We start from the raw sequence: 2,389 nt of genomic DNA on the forward strand, positions 1-2,389 counted from the left end.
AGGATATGGCCTCAAGGGGAACCTCACCAACCGATTCAATCTCCCAAATATTGATATCCGATGGACAGTTGACAGGTGGATCTGAATTTGGATTTGGATCTAGATTTGGATGTGGATCTAGATTTGGATTTGGTGAGAATTGTACTATATTTTCATGATCCAGATGTGGTGGATCTTCTATAACAGTTATTGGCACATCTGGATCATTAATTCTCGTTGGTTGGCCTGGGTTTGAGGCGTTTTTGAACTCGTCAGTTTGAGCGTTACTTTTTAGCCCGGATTCTGTACTAGAAGGTGGCTGTTGTATTGGGTTATTGTCATCCCATCTCAGGGTTTCTAATTGTTCTGGGTTGTAGTCTCGTTCGATTCTGGCGGAGATTACTTCAGTTAGTTTGTTAATAACCCCATAAACATAATTGTCGTGTTTATGGTCTTCTACCACTTCAGAGACGTTGATCTTCATGGGAACAACCTTATATGTCCGTGTTCGTTTTTCATCACTAAGACGGTGATCGCTCAAATCATATCCGATCTGATTGAGAACCCACCGCACAAACTTGATCGGGTCTTTCCCTGGACGTTTTCCTAGTCCTTGCCAGATTTTCTTAAGGTTGGCCCGCTTGATCAACTCTCTAACCACTTCACTATCGGCGGTAAATTCCCCGGCTACTTCAATGAAGTACAGTAACCTTAGATCATATAATCCCTTTAGGAATAGGTAACGGGGCTGTATTTTCCAGGGGCAAAGCTTACTATTTCTCACCTTAGTTAATAGATTGTGATAAAACTTTTTAACCTTTACTAAGGCTGGTGAATTCTCCTGGTCAAATTTCTCCAGATAAATCCTATTTTCCAGTTGGGTAATCAGATTAGGATACTTATATTTGATGAGATAGATTAACTCAGGACTCCAAAAACTAGAGTCTTGAATATTAGGTAAGAGTTGGATTAACTTAGCTTTCATTAATGCACATCTTTCTGGCCAACTAGCATCTTGATTTAACATCATCCAAGGCTTACCTACGTATTTATCCTCAGCAGAGAAGATATCTTTTGAGTTTTGATACTTGGTTTCTATTTTCTCCTTAGATACCTGTTTATTTGTACTGAGCAACTTAGACGTGATTTCGGGTTGGTAACGGTTACTGATATCATATCCTTGCTGTGATAATAACCAATAGACACACTTTCTCAGGTTAGCTTTCTCGTAATTGAGCATCGCTTCTAATCGGTTAGCTAACTTACTCTCAGGACTGCTTAAATCTTCTTTGACTTTTGTTAGTATTTCACTGATAAATTCCTCTTTGTTATCTTCTCCAGCCATTGCTAGATGCAAATCACGGGTTAGGCGTTGTTGAAAATGATACTGTAATTTTTCTAAGAAGGGTGACTTGATTGACTTATTATCATCTACTTTGGTAAAGGGATTAATCCATAAATAACGGGTCACTTCAGTATCCCTAATCCTAGCGATTATCTGAGTAATGGAATCAGCGTCTAATTGTCCAAAAAATAAACCAAAGAAATGGGTAAAGTAGTTGGTTATATTGATATCAAGCCCCGACTCACAACTGGGGGAAAATAGGAACCTATCTATCTGATTATCTTCTAGGTACTTATTAGGATTAGCTAAAAATTCTTGGACTTCTGGAGAGTTAATGGTTTTCCCATCAACCCTAAAGGTTGTAAACCCTAATTGACTGAGAAGATTGTCTAAGGATTCTAACAAAATTTGGGAGTCACTAGCAATAGCCCCAACCATATCACGGACGGTTATTAGGTCATACAACCAAGGGGAGTGATCTCGTTTTCTTAGTTTTGTTTTCTTGATGGTTCCCTCTAATAAAACTAAGTTAGGTTTCTTCCCTTTGTGGGTATTTTTAACAATTTCTATGGTTTTTGTGGGGTCAACTGCTTTGATAAATTCGATATAGAGATCTGCTAAGTTACCATCGAGAATTGCTACACGGGATGACCTGATAATAGCTTCTTTAATTAACTCTATTGCTTGCTCTCGATGCTTAACAGTCTTGCTAAATAGTAGCTGTTTTAAGACTGAAACAACTTCATCCAAAATCAAGACTTTCCCATCAAAATCATCTCCGTTAAATCTGTGATGGCTGTTAATACAGGCTGTTACTTTACCTCGACAATCCCTGATATGGTAGCTGCTTTCTTTCTCATGAATATGGGTAAACTTGGTGTTATTAGCAAATTGTGATAGTAGGGAATTTCGGATACCTAGAATTTACGGGTCATAAGTTCCTAGGTATTCTAACCCTTTAATTAAATTAGTAAGTTTTCCCGGTCCTAAACCCGATTTAAAAGGTTAAAGCGGTGTAAAAGGGGGAAAGGAGGTTTAAAAACCTGGGAGCTGTTTCGCGGCGTG

The 2,389-nt window shown here is 38.5% G+C and carries 1 protein-coding gene; it reads right to left on the minus strand.

Annotation, left to right across the window (positions count from 1 at the left end; translation table 11 throughout):
* A partial coding sequence (locus tag CWATDRAFT_RS31135; RefSeq protein WP_326997451.1) for a plasmid replication protein, CyRepA1 family occupies positions 1-2,248 on the minus strand: 2,248 nt, incomplete at its 3' end.
* Positions 2,249-2,389 lie beyond the last annotated feature (141 nt).

Source organism: Crocosphaera watsonii WH 8501 (assembly GCF_000167195.1).
In the GTDB taxonomy this organism is placed as follows: Bacteria; Cyanobacteriota; Cyanobacteriia; order Cyanobacteriales; family Microcystaceae; genus Crocosphaera; species Crocosphaera watsonii.